Genomic DNA, 16,592 nt, shown 5'->3' on the forward strand with positions numbered 1-16,592 from the left:
TTATTTAGAGCGCCAAGACTGCTATAAGGCACGCACTTATTAGCTGTGCCTGGAATATGGGTAGGGATATCTTAAATAAATCCTGATTTCGTTCGGGAAATCCAGTAGATATTACCTCTTTACCCCCATATTTTCAGCCCCCCAAACCCTACTTGGCATAGATGTAGCTGTAAACAAGTACCGCAAGTGTCTCTACCGTCTGGAGCGAACATGAATAAGGGAGCAGAATCTCTAAGTTCAGGAAATCAGCCTGTTAGCGAGTCGCGCCATCGTAAGGTAAAAAAGGCGTGGCGACTACGCCAGCTGTGGCGCAAGCTAAATTCAGAAGAGGCGTCACTAGTAAGTACCAATCGCCTACTGGAGCTACTAAAGACCCAGCCCCAAGACGCTAGCATCTGCATCGATTGGAGCGGTAAGAGCGACGGAAGCGTCAATGTCATATTGGAAGCAGTGGGGGTTAACGACAGTTTCGACCGCGACCTAGAGTGGGCCTGTCGCGGCGCCCAAGTGTGGGAACCTATCGAGGTCTATCAACCTGCCTGCCCAGATCAGGTGTATGAGGTTTTCGGCGCACTACCTGGTCACCTAGAAAACGTTGAAGACATCCTCAGCCCCACCAAGCCTGAGGTTATGCTGCCCGGGCGGCGTAAGCCCACCTGGCCCTTGCCTCGCAGCTCAAACTCGCAAATGCTTATGGAAACCCTCAATGAAGTGGGTGGCCACCTACGTGTGCGGCTAGGTAAGGCCGAGGAAATTGAATGCGAGATGGCTGAAGAGGCCTTCACCAGCACCGAAAAGCTAATGGCGGGCAGCGACGTCGGCAATTACCTGGGCACCCCCATGCGCCTAAGGGTTTTTATGGGCGCAGACAGCTCCCAGGGATTCCCCTCCCGGCTATGGATCGCACTATGCAGCTGGGCAGTAGGCATCCGCTACGAACAAATCACCAACCGCGCCGAAGCTGAAAAACTATGGTGCAGCCAGGAAGCACTTGTGGGAGCAGCCCAACCGGAGGGGCTAGTTAAAGTATTTGCGCGCCTACCTGTAGCAGATACGCAAGCCAAGATCATTGGTCTGCCTGCAGTGGAACAGGACCCCGCCGTCGTACCCCTATCTGACCACACGCAGGTACGTGAGGAAGCAGGCGGGATGCGCCTGGGCACGGCCACCACCACTACCGGGGACGCCGCTGACGTCTACCTGAACTCAGAAGGCGCCTTGCAGCACGTGCAGGTTGTGGGCGCTTCGGGTGCAGGCAAGTCCACTCTGGCTGCTGCCATGGTGCATTCACTGGTGGCCCAGGGGCGCGGGGGCATTGTGCTAGACCCGCACGGGCAGCTGGTGCGGCGTATCGCGGATGAACTGCCCGCCGAGGCTTTGGAACGCTGTCTGTTTATTGACTACGCGGATCTGAGCCACCCGGTACCTATCAACCTGTTTCACTGCGGCGACTTTGACATTGCATGTAGCAAAGTCGTTGAGATCATGTATCTCACTTTTGACCCAACCAGGCAGGGTATTGTGGGACCGCGTTTTGAGCGGATTATCCACCAGCTAGCCGAGCTTCTAAGCCACATCTATGAATCTGAGTTGCCAATTACCCTGATCCCCGAGCTGCTGCTAGATAAGAAGGCTCTGGAGAATCTGGCCAGGGCCGTCTCAAACATAAGCCCAGAGCTGACGCGCAGCGTTATGACTGAGATTGTCACTAACCGCTCCTCCGACTACGCGGAGCTTATCGCCTGGGCGAGCTCTAAGTTTGAGCGCATGCTAAACTCGCAGGCTTTGCGCGCCGCCCTAGAAACTGGCGCCGACGCGCTGGATTTAAACGAGGCTATGGCATCCAACAAGATTGTGTTGGTGAACTTGGCCTCACCCAAGATTGGTCGCTTCGCCGCACAAATGCTGGGCATGTTGTGGCTGGCTAAGCTGGCCCTGGCAGTACCTAACCGTCAGGATGACTACCTGCCTTTCCATGTGGTGGTTGATGAAGCCCACCTTTTTCAAGAATCCCTGCTTAGCCAGATGCTGGCGGAGGGACGCAAGTTTGGGATTGCTTTGACGCTGCTGCACCAGCACATGGGGCAGCTGTCTATGAGCTTGCTTGAGGCTTTGCGCGGTAACGCCTCTTCAGTGATTGCGTTTAGGACCTCAGTTCGTGACGCCCCGGAGGTTGATGAGCGTTTGGGGGTGTGGCCGGGCGGTTCTTTGAGCCGGCTACCTAACTTGAGCGCTGCGGCGACGCTGGCCACCAGCTATGGCCAGACCCAGCCTTTCACCTTGCAGGTTGACCACAATGAGCAGGTACGCGCGGGGGTTATTAACGGCCACCCGGTGGTGCACGCTTTTGACCAGGTTTTGAGCCGCTCACACAAGCAGCTGGTGCAGCCGTTTAACTTTGTTGCCCCCAAGCAGATGGATAATGTTCGCGCCCTAACCGAGCAGCTGCAGGAGATCAACAAGAAGGCAGGTGTACAGGACGGCGAGGCTTATACCTCCACCAAGCCCACCCCCACCTTCTTGGAAAAGTGGGCCGCCAACCGCAAGAAGCTGACCGACACGGACAGCGAGGACTCCGACTAGGCCCCATTCGCGCGGCTTCCCACCCCGCTGGGGGCTTGGCTATAGCGCCAGGCCCCCAGTTCCACTCAGTTCAACCTATGCAGCCCGGCGCAAGCCGACGCAGCCCGGTTCACTCTGGCACAACCCGGTCCACTCTGGCGCAGCCCGGTCCAGCCCAGCACAACCTGGTGTAACCCGGCGCAACCCGGCGCGGTCTGGCGCAAGCCGACGCAGCCCGGCGCAACCCAGTCCAGCCCGGCGCAATGACCCCGGCAGCACCTTGCCTGCATGTAAATGTAATAAGGCCTTGCATATAACTTATGTTTGGCATTAAGTTGCTTTCCGTAAGTGGTGCGCAACACTGCCACCACCCCTGAGTACGCAGCTCACGGGTGGTGTTTGCGCGCCTACATCCTCGACACGGAAAAGCGCTCGGTAGCTGGTGAACGCTGCGCCGTTCATTGACAGCGTTTGTCTTTAAGTTGCTGTAGCTATTTTTGAAGCGCTTTTTAACTGGTGATAAGGCATGGAAGAACAAAAAAACTGCGCTTGGCCCTGGTTGGTGCGCTGGTAGTTATTTTGGTGTTGGTTGGAGCTTTAATTTGGGCTTTAACTGACGACGACGCCGTTAAGGCTGCTTCTGGGGCTGCAACTCCCGGCACTAGTGGTTCTAGCCAGGCGGCACCTAACCAGACAGGGTCTAACCAAGCAGGATCTAACCAGGCGGGGCGCAGCGATGCTAGTTCTGGAAGTACTTCTTCAACTACAGGCAGTCAGAGCTCAACCGCCCCTAACGGGAAAGTAAACACCTGGGGTTCAGTCTGTGGCCTGGCCGGCTCTGAACTTAAGCCTACGAGTCAGGTAAACATGCCAGCCATGCGCAGCAGCCTGTTTGTTGATAGCACTTATTACTACTACAACAACCTGACCGGCCCAGGTAAGCGGGCTGATGGTGATTTGCCCACCTGCTATGCCCATAGTAGTGAAGGCGCTATCCTAGCGGCCACTAATTTTCAGGCATTGGCAGGTGGTGGTCGTAGATTAATTGATTTAGTTAAAGCAACTACCTATGAAGATGATGATCAAAAACGCCTGCTAGCCAAGGGTAAAGATTCGTCTGAAAATCCCACAACTGTACAAACTGTTGGCTACAGTATTCAGGTGATTGATGAAAATAATGTTGTTGTGCGTTTAGCTATACGTATCCCTAAGTACCCATATATCTTGAGTCAAAGTACCTTTACTCTAATCTGGGATAAGGGTGATTGGAAAATTAAGATTGGCCCAAAGGGGCCACTAGATATAACGGTAATTAGTTCTGTAGAAAATGCCGGTATGGTGCCCTGGGTAAACTAATACCAGCCTGCTTAGCACAAACGATCATCAGCAGGATTGCCTCTAAACATGGTGGGGGACTTTCTTTAGAAAGTCCCCCACCATCATTTCCCCGCCGCATCACCTTTACGGTTGACATATTTACGAGATTCAGGCCATCTGAGCCCAATAAATGTGGTCATAGTCATCATAAGATAAGAGGTCATTTTGAAAAGTATAACTTAATTCTCGGTCAACTTCTCCTTCATTTGGACCTACGGCGACATCACCGACAAGAGTTGACGGTATGGTATATAAACCAAATTCATAATTGATTACGAGCTGAGTCAACTGTTCAAGTGTTAAGTTACCTTCACCATATTCTTTAATCATACGGGTAACCGTGCATAGACGCTCGAAACCAAGCTTTTCTAAAGCTTCAGGAACCTGCTCTTCTAGCATTGCCTTTACAAGATCCCAGTCAATCTGATCTTGCCAAGGCCGCCTGAAATCATAAAGGTGTTCTTGGGTGCCCGTAAATTCCCAATCAAAGAAATTTAACAACGCTCGTAACTCTCTAGGCTCAACCTTACAATCAGAATATTCATCCAAAATCTGGAGTACTGTGCGCAACCGGTCCACACCAACTTCATCCACAGCCTCAGGCGCTAAACGCCTAATCGCTTCCTCGGCTACCTGCGGATCAATCGTTAGATCCTTAGTCGGATACTGTTCCATTTCAATCTTTTCCCTTCTGATCAAATACTTCTTTATACATAAATAGAATCAGAGCTTATTCAGCCCTTTGAGCCCAATAAATGTGTTCATAGTCATCATAAGATAACTGCTTCTCAGAAAAAGCCCTACGCAGTTCCTGACTAACCTGTCCTTCAGCTGGGCTAGAACCAATATCTCCCACAAGCGTTGCAGGTATATCAGTCAGACCAAAATTGTAGTGGATCACAAGTCGAGTCAGTTCATCAAGAGTTAGGTTACCTTCACCATATTCTTTAATCATGCGGGTAACTGTGCATAGCCTGTCGAAACCAAGCTTTTCTAAAGCTTCAGGAACCTGCTCCTCTAGCATTGCCTTTACAAGATCCCAGTCAATCTGGTCTTGCCAGGGACGCCTGTAGTCATAAACATGTAAACGAGTTCCAGTCAATTCCCAATCAAAGAAATCTAACAACAAGTACAGCTCTTCATCATCAACCTTACAGCTAGAGTATTCATCTAAAATCTGGAGCACTGTGCGCAACCGGTCCACACCAATTTCATCCACAGCCTCAGGCGCTAAACGCCTAATAGCATCCTCGGCTATCTGCGGATCAATCGTTAAATCCTTAGTCGGATACTGTTCCATTTTGTTCTCCTCTCAAATTCAATGCACCCAAAAGCCAATTAGGGCGCACAAACTCCACCTACTCAACTAATTAGCGAGCAGGAAACCTAAATAAATCAATGTTTCCACCATTAGGGCAGCGCCAATACAGGCACAGCATTAATTGCCGCCCTTAAAAGTTTTAGTCGGTTGCAGCGTTATCGACATTGACTCAGCTGCTTGTTGTTAGGGCCTTGAAGTATCAGCCCCTTCAATCACTATGTTAACCCCAATGCCCCTATATGGCCAGCATTTTTAGTTTGGAAAATTTACAAACATCTGGCCACCAAAATTTACCCAGCCTATACCCTCGAACACTGGCACAGCAGAGCCGGCAAGGGGGCAGCTAAGCTGCTCCCTTGCCGGGGCCCAGCCTTGGTTAACAAGGTTTAATTGGTGTTGCCCTGATAGCCGCGCTTAAAGGCCAAGACCCACTCAGGCCAGTCCAAACGCTTGTGTTGCCAGCGCGCGTAGATCTCTCCGACCAACCAACACACGGTGCCAACCAGCCAAATGATCATCAGTTGTGGCCGGGTGTTCCACACCTCCCGGGCAGCGAAAAACAGGAACAGGCTCAAAACCAGCGGCCCGCTCGTGCGCATCCTCGTAAATAACTGTTCCATCATGTTCACCTCTAGACACCTGCTTTGTCTGCGGCTACAGAACACTGGCGCAGCCAAGGCAGTAGGGATGGGTGTATGCACAACCACTATGTAGCCGCGCACATATTCATTAAACACCCAACCAAGTGACGGGCGCCATAGAAATTTAGTCAACATTTAAACGGCGTGTGCCCCAAGGCCAAGCCTTGGAGCACACCACCAAACAAAATCACCAACTAGCCTCGCCAACTACTGCACAAACGTGCACCGCTGTGCAGCGCCCACGCAGCAGCCAGACCTAGACCAGCCAAGCTGCGCCGTCGTCGTAGGCGAAACTAGATACTAAAACGCAACTTACACGCGGGGCTGACGCTGCGCCCACACTACCGGCTCTACGCGGTGACCGGTGTAGAAGGGGGTATCTACGCGCACGTGCAAACGCGCCTCGGTGTAACGCTGAGCGTGCATAACCCCCTCAAGGCGATCAAGGCCGTCAGCCTCAAAAGCCAGCACCCACTCATAGTCGCTCATACCAAAAGCACTCAAAGTCGAGCCCTTAACATCTGGATACTGAGCAAAACCATTACGGCCGTGATCAGCCATAATGCGTGAACGCTCAGCCGCATCGAGCAGATACCAGTCATAGGAGCGCACGAAGGGGTACACCATGATCCACTCGCGCGGCACCACACCCCCAAAGCAGGCGGGAATGTGGCGGCGATTGAACTCGGCCGGAGTGTGCAGACCCATGCAGCTCCACACCGGCTCCAGGTAACGCCCCAGCGCACTGGCGCGCAGACGCTGGTAGGCATCCTGTAGCGCCTTGGGGTCGTCGTTAAGCCACCAAATCAGCAGGTCAGCCCCAGCCCTAAAACCGGCCAGGTCATACCAGCCGCGCGTGGAGGCGCCTGAGCCGGCCACATACTGCACCGACTCGTACACCAGTGCCTCACGGACGGCGTCGTCGGCAGGCAGCGGGGCGGCCAGCTTCCAAACCGTGTACAGGGCGTAGTGCTGCTTGTTGTTTACCTCGTCAAAGTCCACGGTGGCGACGTCGCGCGGATCGTGGCGGCTGACAGTGTCTGGATGCCCATGCGGGCGGGTTTTAGCCATAGCTTTCTCCTTTGGCTGTGTGGTTACCTTAGGGTCTTTAGGATCCTGCGCCTGGCCCGGGTGGCAGTTTTTAGTCTCGACGCCGTGGCTCGCCTCAGCCGGGCAAGCGGCGGCCTGGTTACGGTTTTGCGTCTCTGCAGCCAGTTTGGCCAGGTATTTCTTGCCAACCTTGGGGTGGCCCTGCGGCAAGGGCAGCACCTGCCCTTCCTTAACCAGCTTGTGGGCTTGCTTCTTGGTTAGCGGGCGGCCATCCCAATCCTTAGCGTTGGCACTGATTTGCGCTTTACGCTCTTTCTTAGCGGCTTTTTTGGCAGCTTTCTTAGCTTTTTTCTGGCTGCGCTCAAGCTCCTGCTCGGCGCTAAGCTCCTTAGCTTTCCCCATGTTCAACTCCTAAAACTGTTAAATGCGGACGCCGGGGCGAAACGGTCTGGGCCGGGGCGGGCCGGGGTGGCCCCGCTACGACAGCACTGCGGCGGACATACAGTATGGAACGGGCCAGTGCCGGTGGTGTTAACAATTTCGTAGCTTTCGCCACGGGCGTGTGCGGCGCGCTCCTCCATAATGTCCACCAGGGAGGACACAAACTCTGGGTCTTCGCTGACAGTGTCTGCGCGCTCATAGCCCAAGCCCAGTTCGGCGGCAGTTTGGGCGGCTTCCGTATCTAGATCGTAGACCACTTCCATATGGTCAGTGATGAAACCAATGGGAGCCACCACCACTGCCTGAATCTGGTCTCGGTCAAGCTGGGTCAGCACGTCATTAATGTCGCTTTCAAGCCACTTGGCGTGCGGCGGGCCAGAACGCGAGCAGTAAGCCAGATCCGCGTTCACCTGCTTAACTCCCAGCGCCCACTCCAAAGCTGGCTGTAAAGCCTCAATCAAAGCCTGGTGCTGGGCCACATAACTAATCTCGTTAGCCAGGCGGGGGAAACGCTCCAGCTCCTCAGCGCTAGGGGCACTACCGGCCTCCATAGCCAGCGGGATCGAGTGGGTTACATACAGAAGCTTGATTTGCTGCGGCTTAAAGCCCTGCTCAGCTAGCTTGGCGTAAGCCACCTGGATGGAACGTACCTGGGCGTTAAACATGCCGTCAGTGTTGTAGTAGGGACGCACCTTATCCACGGTCAAAACCCCGGGGGCGTAAGTGTCCTCTAACTCCACCAGGGCGGCTGCAATATCCTCACGGTACTGGCGGCACCCCGAGTAGGAAGCATAAGCAGAAGTGGGCAGGGCCAAGATGCGGCGCGCGCCGGCGTCGGCCAATTCCCGTAGGCCCTCACTAACGAAAGGATGCCAGTTACGGTTACCCCAACCCAAGGCAATGTCACAGCCGCGCTGATCCAGCTCCCGCCGCAGGTGGCCCAGCAGGCGACGGTTGCATTCATTAATGGGTGAAACCCCGCCAAAAAGCTTATAGTGCTCACTTACCTGCAGCAGGCGTTCATCAGGCACGCCGCGCCCGCGCGTAGCGTTACGCATAAACGGCAGTACATCCTCGGGCCCATTAGGTCCGCCGTAGGACAGCAGCATGATCGCGTCATAGGGCGCAAGTGAAGACATTTCTCTCCTTATTAGACACTGTCAAAGTGTCGCTTGGGCTAGCATCCATGCCTAACACTAGCTGCAAAGCCTCCAAGTATGCGTCCTGTTGTCCACTTTCGCCCGCTTTGCGGGCCATAACGGTGGGATTATGGATCAAACGTGCCGCCAAATGACGCAGTGCGCGGGTGGCGTCGTCGGCGCTAATGCACCCATCCACAGGGCGCAGCCGGGAGATCTCCTCCCCCACCACCTCATCCACATGGTCACGCAGGCGCCGCACCACCGGATCCATAGAGCGCGCCCCCAAGCTGCGCTCAAATACCTCCACTTCGCGGGCCACAATCTCGCGGGCCGCACGCACCTGTTCACCGTGCGCCTGGGGCACTGCGCGCTGCACGCTAAGCAGGTCAATGTAGCTGATGCCAGCTAGGTCAGCTACCGCCGCCTCCACGTCACGTTGCAACGCCAAATCCAAGATCACCAGTGGAGTTTTAACCCGCTGCACAATCTCGCGGGTGAGCACCGGGCTACCCAAGCCGCGACAAGTAACCACCAGATCTGCCGCGTCAAGCGCCTGCGCTAGCCGCGCCTCATCAACCCAGCCGATGCCACGTCCCTGCGCAAACAGCTGGGCGCGCTCGGAGCGCGAATACACCCGCACATTAGTGGCCCCCAGCTCGCGCAGGGCAGTAACCGTGGCACCCGCATAGGCGCCGGTGCCCACCAGCACAACCTGGGCCTCTTTAAGCGGGCGCAGTTTGGCGTCCTGTAAAGCTTGGGTAGCCAAATCCAGGCCCACCGCCACCACTGAGCGGCCCGAAGAAGCCAAGCCGGTGTGCGTGGCCACCAACCGACTGGTGCGTGAGGCGTGCTCAAGCGCGCGCCCCAAATCGCAGCTAAGAGTGTCTTCCTCCCAGGCCGCATGGAAGGCGCGGCGCAGCTGGCCAGCAATTTCGCGCTCCCCCACCACCATGGATTCCAGCCCGGCGGCGGTGGCAAATAGGTCTAGGTGGGCTTGGTGTCCGGCCAGGTGGCGCAAATGCACCTGCTCAAGGGGTAGTTCAGTACAGCGAGCCAGCACCGCGCGCACGTCGTCGGCAACAGCGGGAACAGCAGGGGCGACGCCAGAGCCAGAGACGGCGGAACCGGGGCAAGCTGAGCCAGCGCGGGCGGCGTCGGAGCCAGACTGACCAGAGCTAGCCAGCCTGCTTGGGGCGTCAACCAGGATTGCCAGGCGGTTGCAGGTACGCACCACCACGGCGCCGCGCAGGTAGGGCAGCGCGCGCATGAGTTTGGGGCCCAGGTTGTCTACCCGACTGAGTCGGGCAACCTCATCCAGGCTTTGATAACGATGATCGGCGGAGAGTAGATGAATAGTCACAGCGAGTGCTATTCAAGCACCTATCGGCCCGCCACACACACTTATCTCGCGATTTGCGCAAAACTATTTTTATGCCACCACGACAGTTAACTCTAGAGCGTCGGTTTTCCCTGTAACCGCAAGGTTTTTTAAGTGTCGAAGTGTCATTTTAAATAAATAAAGACGCGGCGTCATAAAAGCGGTTAGGTAAGCATAACTGCCACTAATGCGGTATTTGAAAACGTGAATATTATTTAAATTATCTATGGCTAGAATTAATAAACGATGAATGCTTTGCCGCCACCCCACTCGCCCCAGCCCGCCCTCTTGGCTGCACTTAATGGGCAACGCCCCGCCCGCACCCCGGTGTGGTTTATGCGCCAGGCCGGGCGCTCTCTGCCTGAGTATCGCCAGCTGCGCGCCCAGGTGAATCTACCCATGCTTGAGGCTTGCCTAAATCCGCAGGTGGTTGCACAGGCAACGCTTCAGCCGGTGCGCCGTCACGGGGTGGATGCGGCTATTTTCTTCTCAGACATCATGGTGCCACTACGCCTGGCAGGGGTGGATGTGGAGATTAAACCGCAGGTGGGGCCGGTTTTATCGACTCCAATCCGCACGCGCGACGACGTTGAGCGCCTACTTGGGTGCGGTTTCGGCCAGGGCACTTGGGCCAGTCACGACGGCGCCACTCACCAGGGCGCTGAGGGCGTGGCCGCCCTACGTGAGGCTATTGCCCTGATTTTGACCGAGCTAGGTACGCCCGCGCAGGCGCCGAAACCAGGGGCGCTGCAACAAGGGACGCCGCAGCCGCTAGCTCAGGCACAGCCGGCGGGCTGGACCCCGCTGATTGGCTTTGGGGGCGCGCCTTTCACCCTGGCCGCGTACCTGGTTGAGGGCAAACCCAGTCGCGACCACCTGGCCGCGCGCTCTCTAATGCACGCCGACCCGCCCACTTGGGACCTGCTAATGCGCTGGTGCGCGCAGGTCACGGGCGATTTCATAGCATTGCAAATTAGCTGTGGCGCCTCGGCGGCGCAGCTGTTTGACTCTTGGGCCGGTTCGCTCAGCCCCACCGACTACCGCGAGCGCGTGGCTCCTTACTCGGCGCTGGCTATTGCGCGGGCGCGTGAGGCGATCAGCCCAACTACTGGCAAAGCAGCGCCGCTGATTCACTTTGCTACTGGTAGTGCGCGCCTGTTGCCGCAGATGCTGGCGGCGGGGGCGCAGGCCGTGGGGGTTGATGACCGCACCGAGTTAGATTGGGCGATTGGCCAGCTTGAGGGTAGCTGTCCGGTGCAGGGCAACTTGAACCCGGCTTTACTGACGGCGCCGTGGCCGGTGATTGAGCAGGCCATCGTGGAGTGTTTGCGTGCGGGGCACCAAGCGCCAGGGCATGTGTTCAACCTGGGGCACGGGGTGCCGCCAACTACTGACCCAGCTGTGTTAACGCGAATCGTCGAATTTGTTCATAAGGAAAGCTTATGAATCTGGATATTAAAAACAGCTCTGTCCCTGCTGGTCACAAGTCCTCTGCTGAGCGCAAGAGCGCTGCCGCCCCGGCCACTCTGACAGCTTCGGCCGCCCCGGCCACCCCGGTCACCTCTCACCCCAATCCGCTTAGCGACCTGCCCGATGAGGTAGATGCCCTGGTGATTGGCGGCGGGATCGCCGGCCTGTCTGCCGCCTGGCAACTAACCCAGGATGGGCTCAAGCCGCTGCTGGTGGAGGCGCGCGGCTATCTGGGCGGACTGATTGCCCCCGGCTATATTGGCCCGGTCCAGGTGGATTTGGGCGCTGAGACTTTCGTTCCGCGCGGGGTGGAAACCGCCCAGATGGTGGCCGCTTTGGGGCTGGAGGCACTGGCCCCCAGTGGTGACGGCGCGCGCCTGTTTTTACCTCCCAACCGCGCCAATGGTGAGAGCCACTGGCGTCTGTGGCGGTTCTTGCGTGATGCCTACCTGGGCATTCCTGCCGATCCGGGCGCGGACGACGTCGTCGCTATTTTGGGCGCTAAGGCTGCGCAACGTGCCGCCCAAGACCGCCAGCTGGGCAGTGAGGTGGGCCAGGGCGCTGAGGGCGAGACTTTGGCGGGGTTTGTGGCCGCGCGCATGGGGCAGGCGGTGGTTGATCGCCTGGTGCGCCCGATAGTTGCCGGCATTTACACGTGCGATCCGGCCGATCTGGCCACTGACACGGTTACGCCGGGGCTGCGTCAGGCTACTCGTGAGCATGGCTGCCTGGCTGATGCGGTGGCTTTCCTGTTGGCGCGTTCGCGTAAAGCTACTGGTGGGCGCAGTGTTGATAAGTGCGTTCGCGGTGGCATGTTCCAGCTGACTGCGGCTTTGAGTCAGGCCATCACGACGGCGGGAGGCACTGTGCTCACTCGCGTTGGGGCCCAGCAGCTCATTGCTCCCGACGCCGCCTCCCACGGCGTCAGCGAGGATACCGCCCACGGCACCAACTGCGGCGCCAGCAATGCGGCTTTCCACGACGCCAGCGACGGCGTCGGCTACTGGCAGGTGGTGCTAGCTCCCACCAAGCCGGGCCCGACCCCTTCGAGCGAGCCGGTCCCTGCCGGCGCGCCGCGTACTTTGCGCACTAAACGCCTGGTGGTGGCTTGTTCGGCGCGACCGGCCTTGCGGCTGTTGGCCAGTGCAAACTTGGCGGCCCTAGACACTGACATCACTATTCCGGTGGGCGCGCCTATTGCGCGCTACTCGCTGCTGGTTGATAGCCCTGAGCTGGACGCCGCCCCGGTGGGTCAGGGCCTGCTGGTAGCTCCGGCGTCGCCCGCAAGCTGCACCAACACCCAACCCGACGCCGTCGAGAGCCCCGTGGGAGCCAAGGCCCTGTCGCATTTAAACGTTAAGTGGCCCTGGATCGCCCAGGCTTTGGCGCCTCACCAGCATTTATTGCGCCTGTCCTATGGGCGTTTGGGGCAAAGTGAGCCGCAGGTGAGCCTGGAGCAAGCCCTAGCTGACGTGCAGGTTTTGACGGGCGTAACTATCCACCCCGAGCAGGTAAGCGAGCACAAGCTGGTGCGTTGGAATGGCACTTTGCCGCCGCTGCCGCCCAGCTACCGTGCGCGCATTGCGGCTTTTATGAGCCAGGTTGAAAACATTGAGGGTTTGGCGGTTACTGGCGCCTGGGTTGGTGGCACGGGCGTCAATGCGGTGGTAGCTCACGCGCGCACGAACGCCAGGCGCCTACAGCGCTCATAACGCCACAGTCCGCATAGCACTACAAATATATAGGAACTTCTTATGAGTGAAAAGGTTGTGCGTCTGGGGACGCGCGGGTCGGCTTTGGCTTTAGCCCAGTCGGGCATGGTGGCGCGCATGTTGGAAACTGCCGCCGCCACCCAGGGGCTGGATTGGCGCGTGGAGCTGGTTACTGTGCGAACTCAGGGCGACACTTCGCGCGCGGCGCTAAGCCAGCTTGGGGGCGTTGGGGTGTTTGCCGCTCAGCTGCGCACTCACCTGCTTGAAGGGCAGGTGGATTTGGCGGTGCACTCGTTTAAGGATCTGCCCACCGCCCCGGTTGCGGGGCTGCGCATTGCCGCTACCCCGCGTCGCGCCGATCCGCGTGACGCCCTGGTGGCCTCGAACGGCATGAGCCTGGCGCAGCTGCCTAGTGGGGCGAGTGTGGGTACCGGCTCGCCTCGGCGTGTGGCCCAGTTGAAGGCTTTGCGCCCCGACATTAAGACCGTGGATTTGCGGGGTAACGTGCCCACGCGGCTAGGTCGCGTGCGCGGGGTTCAGGTTGCCGCCGACGCTGGCACATCCCCCCAGGCTCTTGGCACCGGCGCTGATTTGGATGCCGTGGTGCTGGCTTGCGCTGGATTGGAGCGGCTGGGTTTGGCTGAGCACATAAGCGAGGCTTTCAACCCCGAGCAGATGCTGCCGGCGCCGTCGCAGGGTGTGCTGGCTATTGAGACCGCCCAGGAGCTTGACCCCCAGTTGGAGGCGGTGATCGCCCAGGTGAACGATCCAGCTTCGCACTTGGCTGCGGTGGCCGAGCGCGCGGTGATGTCTACTTTGCAGGCTGGGTGCGCAGCCCCCGTGGGCACTTACGCCTACTTGGTGCACGCCGGCTTTGATTATGAGCTGCACTTAGAGGCCGGGGTGTTTGCTCTCGACGGCGCCGCTAGCGTGCGTAGTCGCCAGGCCGTGACGCTTGGGGGCGTGGACCTAGCCAAGGCTTGCCACCTGCAAAAAGCGGCGGAGTTGGGTCAGCGCGCCGCCCAGGATTTGTTGGCGCAAGGCGCCGGGCAGGTAGCGGATTTACAGGCTGTTAAGGAGCGTGGCTAAAGAGTTAGGGGGGTAGCTGAGGCATTAAGGAGCGCGGCCAAGACAGCGCTAAGCCCAGAATTAAGGGTGCGGCGAGGATAGCAAAAGCCGCAGCAATGCTGAGGCTACGGCGACAGGGCAACAACTAAGCGCGCAGCAAGGTGACAACTAAGGTTTTACGATCGGATTTAGAGGTAGATGGTTATGGTTGTTTCACGTGAAACACTCGCCGGTTTACGGGTGGCTTTGCCGCGCCTAAAGTCCGACGACGCCATTGCGGCAGCCCTTAAAACTGCCGGCGCCCAGGTGGATACTTTCGCGCTAACTCAAACCGTTCCCATTGAATCTGCGCAGCTAGAGCAGGTGCGCGAAAGGCTTGCGGCTGGCCATTACGCCTGGGTGGTGCTGTCTTCTTGGCGAGCAGCGCAGGCCGTATTGCCGCAGTTAAATGCGCTCGCGCTAGCACCCACCTCAACCCCCGCACTCAACTCAGCCACCCTCGCATTGAGCTCATTTGCACTAGCCTCGGAAGCTGCGACTCGCGAGAGTTCTACACAATCCCTTGGTCACGCCAGTCAACCAGATTCCGTTCAACAAGCAGATTCCGTTCAAGGAACCACGCGCTTGGCGGTGGTTGGCCAGTCCACTGCCGACTGGGTAAACACCCACTGCACGCTTAAGCCCGCCCTGGTGGGCGCGGGTAGCGCCGCCAAGCTACTGGAAGTTTTCCCGACGCCGCCCGCCGCCCCGGCCACGCCACAGCAACCCACCCTCACCACACCCGCCACCCCAGCTGCCACGCCTGCAGCTCAGGCCAACGCGTTGGCGACGCCCACTGCCACCACAGCAGCAGCCTCCACGGCGACTACACCCACCATCTGCCTGCCTCAGTCGCAGCTAGCCGCCCCCACGCTAGCCCAAGGACTTAGCCAACTTGGCTGGCAGGTGGACGCCGTTGCCACCTACACCACCGAGCCCCTCCCCCAGCTACCCGCCCACCTCAAAACCCAGTGGCAAGCCGGGGCGTGGGACGCCGTCGTCGTCACTGCAGGCTCTAGCGCCCAGGCCCTACTGCAACTGCTGGGACCCCCACCTGAGAAAACCGCAGTGGTCAGCATCGGCCAGTCCACCACCGCGCGCTGCCGCGAACTGGGCCTGCGCGTAGACGCCACCGCCGCCAGGCCGCGAGCCGAACACATCACCCAAGCCATAATTAACCTATTTAAAGCAAAGGATTTTTCATGACCACCATCCCCCAAAGCGCCCTGGACCTGCTAGCCAGCCACGGCGTCGCGCCGGCCCCCATTCCCACGCTACGCCCGCGCCGCCTACGCTCCACCCCGGCCATGCGCGCCCTGGTTAGCCAGCACCGCATCGACCCGGCCAAACTGATCCTGCCGGTGTTCGTGCGCGAAGACATCAGCGAGCCGCAAGCCATTAGCGCCATGCCCGGCGTCTACCAGCACACCCTAGATTCGCTGCGACGCGAAGCGGTGGCCTGCGCCGAAGCCGGTGTGGGCTCAATTGACCTATTCGGCGTGCCCGCAGTGCGCGACGAAGTAGGCAGCCAGGCCTGGGCCAGTGAAGGCATTTTGAATCAGGGTATCGCTGCTGTGCGTGAAGAGGTGGGCGACGCTGTGGTGGTTTGCGCCGACACCTGCCTAGATGAGTTCACCAGCCACGGCCACTGCGGGCTGCTAGACGAGCGCGGCGGCGTCGACAATGACGCAACTTTGCCGCTCTACCAGGCCATGGCCGTCAGCCAGGCCGAAGCCGGCGCCCACATGGTCTCCCCCTCAGGCATGATGGATGGGCAGGTAGCCGCCATTCGCCAAGCCCTAGACGCCTCCGGGCACGCCGACGTAGCAATCCTGGCCTACTCGGCCAAATACGCCTCCGCCTACTTTGGGCCCTTCCGTGAGGCCGTGGGTTCCACCCTCAAGGGTGACCGCCGCACCTACCAGCAAGACCCAGCCAACCGTCGCGAAGGCCTGTATGAGGCACTGCTCGACGCCGCAGAAGGGGCTGACATGGTGATGGTTAAGCCCGCCGGCCCCTACCTGGATGTGCTCAGCGATGTGGCCGCAGCCAGCGACATTCCGGTAGCGGCCTACCAGGTCTCCGGGGAATTCGCCATGGTTGAGGCGGCCGCAGCCAACGGCTGGATTGACCGCGAGCGCGTGATCCTTGAAAGCGTGCTGGGCATTTTCCGCGCCGGCGCTGACACGGTACTTACCTACTGGGCCCGCGAAATCGCCCAGATGCTGCGATAAGCCAGTGAAGCCAGGGATGCGGCAGCCCAGCGGTAGCCCGGGCACAGCAGCCCGGCGGCAGCCCGGCTGCAATCCAGGCACACTGGCTCGGGCGCACCATCCCGGCTGCCGCAACGCCGCAGGAAAAACAGACCAAACGCTGCGATAGGACTTAATT

The 16,592-nt window shown here is 58.6% G+C and carries 11 protein-coding genes and 1 pseudogene; 7 read left to right on the forward strand and 5 right to left on the reverse strand.

Annotation, left to right across the window (positions count from 1 at the left end; genetic code table 11):
• Nucleotides 1–210 precede the first annotated feature (210 nt).
• Both HMPREF0045_RS06025 and HMPREF0045_RS10495 read left to right on the forward strand, forming a co-directional pair.
• Nucleotides 211–2,583 carry a type IV secretory system conjugative DNA transfer family protein gene (locus HMPREF0045_RS06025; RefSeq protein WP_005986500.1) on the forward strand — a complete coding sequence of 791 codons (2,373 nt, stop codon included), beginning with the start codon at nucleotides 211–213 and terminating at the stop codon, nucleotides 2,581–2,583.
• Nucleotides 2,584–3,438: 855 nt separating this feature from the next.
• Nucleotides 3,439–3,918 (forward strand): hypothetical protein, encoded by a 480-nt coding sequence (locus HMPREF0045_RS10495; RefSeq protein ID WP_155813108.1) that lies wholly within the window; start codon nucleotides 3,439–3,441, stop codon nucleotides 3,916–3,918.
• Between the two features lie 129 nt (nucleotides 3,919–4,047).
• On the opposite strand, the gene HMPREF0045_RS06035 is transcribed toward HMPREF0045_RS10495, so the two are convergent.
• The 5 genes and pseudogenes from HMPREF0045_RS06035 to HMPREF0045_RS06060 form a co-directional block, all read right to left on the reverse strand.
• Nucleotides 4,048–4,614: a hypothetical protein gene (locus tag HMPREF0045_RS06035; protein ID WP_005986504.1), complete on the reverse strand. Its 567-nt coding sequence runs from the start codon at nucleotides 4,612–4,614 to the stop codon at nucleotides 4,048–4,050.
• A gap of 55 nt (nucleotides 4,615–4,669) precedes the next feature.
• Nucleotides 4,670–5,239: a hypothetical protein gene (locus HMPREF0045_RS06040; protein WP_005986506.1), complete on the reverse strand. Its 570-nt coding sequence runs from the start codon at nucleotides 5,237–5,239 to the stop codon at nucleotides 4,670–4,672.
• Between the two features lie 407 nt (nucleotides 5,240–5,646).
• Entirely contained in the window at nucleotides 5,647–5,889 is a 243-nt protein-coding gene (locus HMPREF0045_RS06045) for a hypothetical protein (protein WP_155813109.1), read from the reverse strand.
• A 324-nt stretch (nucleotides 5,890–6,213) separates the two neighbouring features.
• A pseudogene (gene hemQ, locus HMPREF0045_RS11340) lies at nucleotides 6,214–8,531 on the reverse strand (hydrogen peroxide-dependent heme synthase).
• A complete protein-coding gene (locus tag HMPREF0045_RS06060) occupies nucleotides 8,509–9,894 on the reverse strand; it encodes a glutamyl-tRNA reductase (RefSeq protein ID WP_005986514.1) in 1,386 nt (461 codons plus the stop codon). The pseudogene hemQ and the gene HMPREF0045_RS06060 overlap by 23 nt, the downstream one beginning before the upstream one ends.
• A gap of 264 nt (nucleotides 9,895–10,158) precedes the next feature.
• Between HMPREF0045_RS06060 and HMPREF0045_RS06065 the strand changes: the two genes are divergently transcribed.
• The 5 genes from HMPREF0045_RS06065 to hemB all read left to right on the forward strand — a co-directional run bounded on the left by HMPREF0045_RS06065 (nucleotide 10,159) and on the right by hemB (nucleotide 16,435).
• Nucleotides 10,159–11,358 carry a uroporphyrinogen decarboxylase gene (locus HMPREF0045_RS06065; RefSeq protein WP_005986516.1) on the forward strand — a complete coding sequence of 400 codons (1,200 nt, stop codon included), beginning with the start codon at nucleotides 10,159–10,161 and terminating at the stop codon, nucleotides 11,356–11,358.
• On the forward strand, nucleotides 11,355–13,094 hold the full coding sequence (locus HMPREF0045_RS06070; protein ID WP_005986518.1) for a protoporphyrinogen/coproporphyrinogen oxidase: 1,740 nt from the start codon (nucleotides 11,355–11,357) through the stop codon (nucleotides 13,092–13,094). Before HMPREF0045_RS06065 ends, HMPREF0045_RS06070 begins: the two co-directional genes overlap by 4 nt.
• Before the next feature lie 42 nt (nucleotides 13,095–13,136).
• Nucleotides 13,137–14,183, forward strand: coding sequence for a hydroxymethylbilane synthase (gene hemC / locus HMPREF0045_RS06075; protein ID WP_005986519.1), 1,047 nt, complete (start codon nucleotides 13,137–13,139; stop codon nucleotides 14,181–14,183).
• Between the two features lie 183 nt (nucleotides 14,184–14,366).
• Nucleotides 14,367–15,407: a uroporphyrinogen-III synthase gene (locus HMPREF0045_RS09700; RefSeq protein WP_005986522.1), complete on the forward strand. Its 1,041-nt coding sequence runs from the start codon at nucleotides 14,367–14,369 to the stop codon at nucleotides 15,405–15,407.
• Complete coding sequence (gene hemB / locus HMPREF0045_RS06090; RefSeq protein WP_005986524.1) at nucleotides 15,404–16,435, forward strand: porphobilinogen synthase; 1,032 nt, start codon at nucleotides 15,404–15,406, stop codon at nucleotides 16,433–16,435. Before HMPREF0045_RS09700 ends, hemB begins: the two co-directional genes overlap by 4 nt.
• Nucleotides 16,436–16,592 lie beyond the last annotated feature (157 nt).

This window comes from Actinomyces graevenitzii C83 (genome assembly GCF_000239695.1).
GTDB lineage: Bacteria > Actinomycetota > Actinomycetes > Actinomycetales > Actinomycetaceae > Actinomyces > Actinomyces graevenitzii.